The following is a 1,257-nucleotide window of genomic DNA, read 5'->3' as shown; positions in this document are numbered from 1 at the left end:
CTACGGCCTGGTACCCGGCACAGCGGGCTTTTGCAATGGCCTGGACGAGCTGCTGCCAAACGCCGACCTGTGGATCCACGGCCACCTGCACTGCCCGGTGGACCACACCGTGCGGGGGCGCAACGGCCCCGATGCCGCCGCCGGACGCGACTGGGCCTGTCGCATCGTGGCCAACCCGCGTGGCTACTTCAGCAAAGGTGAGCAGGCGGGTTTCATCGAGCGTCGCGTGGTGACGGTGCCCCGTGGCCACAGAACTGCGCTGGATCAAGAACAAAGCGCCCAACCCGCCTAAACTGAAGGCTTGACACCAACCGCCCGAGGAACCGAACCATGAAGATCCTGCTCCCCGTTGACGGCAGCCCCTACACCAAGCGCATGCTGGCCTGGCTGGTCACGCACGACGAATGGCTCAAGGCCGACCACGAGTACACCGTGCTCACCGTGGTGCCCATGATCCCGCCTCACGCCGCGGCCATGTTCCCGGCCGACCAGCTCAAGTCCTATTACGAGGACACCGCAGAGGGCATCTTCAAGCCCATCCGCAAGTTCGTGGCCAAGCACAACCTGGCCACCAACTTCGTGGCCAAGACGGGCCACGCCCCCGACGTCATCGCCAAGCTGGCCGACAAGGGCAAGCACGACCTGATCGTCATGGGCTCGCACGGCCATGGCAACCTGATGAACCTGGTGATGGGCTCGGTCACCAACCAGGTGCTGGCGCGCAGCAAGGCGCCTGTGCTGCTGGTGCGTTGAGCACCCCTCAAGGTGCCGATGCAGCCGACGCGGGATGCGTTGGCTGCACCACCACCCCGGGCGACAGAGAAATGTCGTCCACCGGGATCACCTTGGTCACGTAGTAACGCGTCTCGCCGAAGCAGCTGGTGGGCAAGCCCACCTTCTGCTCGTAATGCAGGGACACACGTTTGCCCATGTGGCGGTTGATGTCGGCCGCTGCGGCATCGTCGAACACCGTGAAGTTGAACTTCTCAACCGGTGCGCCCGGCATCGAGACCAGGGCCAGCTCGCCTTCCCAGGTCTTGCACAGCCAACCTTTGTGCGAAATCTTTTGCACCCAACCTGCGCGGTCGCCGGTGGAGTAGCTCCAGCTGAGCATGGCGTAGAAATAGGCCGCCACCAGGGCGATCAGGATGACGAGGGGCAAAAGGACGCGCTTGATCATGGTGGGGCGAGGCTGAAGGTGCCAGGGGCGGCACGCACAGCACCGATCTTGTCACAGCTGTGGGCCGGCCCGCGTGC

At 64.5% G+C, this 1,257-nt stretch carries 2 protein-coding genes and 1 pseudogene; 2 read left to right on the top strand and 1 reads right to left on the bottom strand.

Annotated elements, in window-relative coordinates:
- Positions 1 to 292 (top strand): annotated as a pseudogene (locus B2W70_RS04875) (metallophosphoesterase); the annotation flags it as partial.
- 38 nt (positions 293 to 330) lie between these two features.
- A complete protein-coding gene (locus tag B2W70_RS04870) occupies positions 331 to 753 on the top strand; it encodes a universal stress protein (RefSeq protein WP_058088459.1) in 423 nt (140 codons plus the stop codon).
- A gap of 7 nt (positions 754 to 760) precedes the next feature.
- Here B2W70_RS04870 and B2W70_RS04865 read toward each other — a convergent pair whose 3' ends face one another.
- Positions 761 to 1,180, bottom strand: coding sequence for a hypothetical protein (locus B2W70_RS04865; RefSeq protein WP_286743418.1), 420 nt, complete (start codon positions 1,178 to 1,180; stop codon positions 761 to 763).
- Between the last annotated feature and the right edge of the window lie 77 nt (positions 1,181 to 1,257).

Origin of the sequence: Aquabacterium sp. UBA2148, from assembly GCF_002328915.1 — a bacterium.
Classification (GTDB): domain Bacteria; phylum Pseudomonadota; class Gammaproteobacteria; order Burkholderiales; family Burkholderiaceae_C; genus Aquabacterium; species Aquabacterium parvum.
This window is presented reverse-complemented; position numbering and strand designations above follow the sequence as displayed.

What these genes read in the sequence shown, in the direction of transcription:
- B2W70_RS04865 (WP_286743418.1), bottom strand. Translation starts at nt 1,180, where the DNA reads ATGATCAAGCGCGTCCTTTTGCCCCTCGTCATCCTGATCGCCCTGGTG.
- B2W70_RS04870 (WP_058088459.1), top strand. Translation starts at nt 331, where the DNA reads ATGAAGATCCTGCTCCCCGTTGACGGCAGCCCCTACACCAAGCGCATG.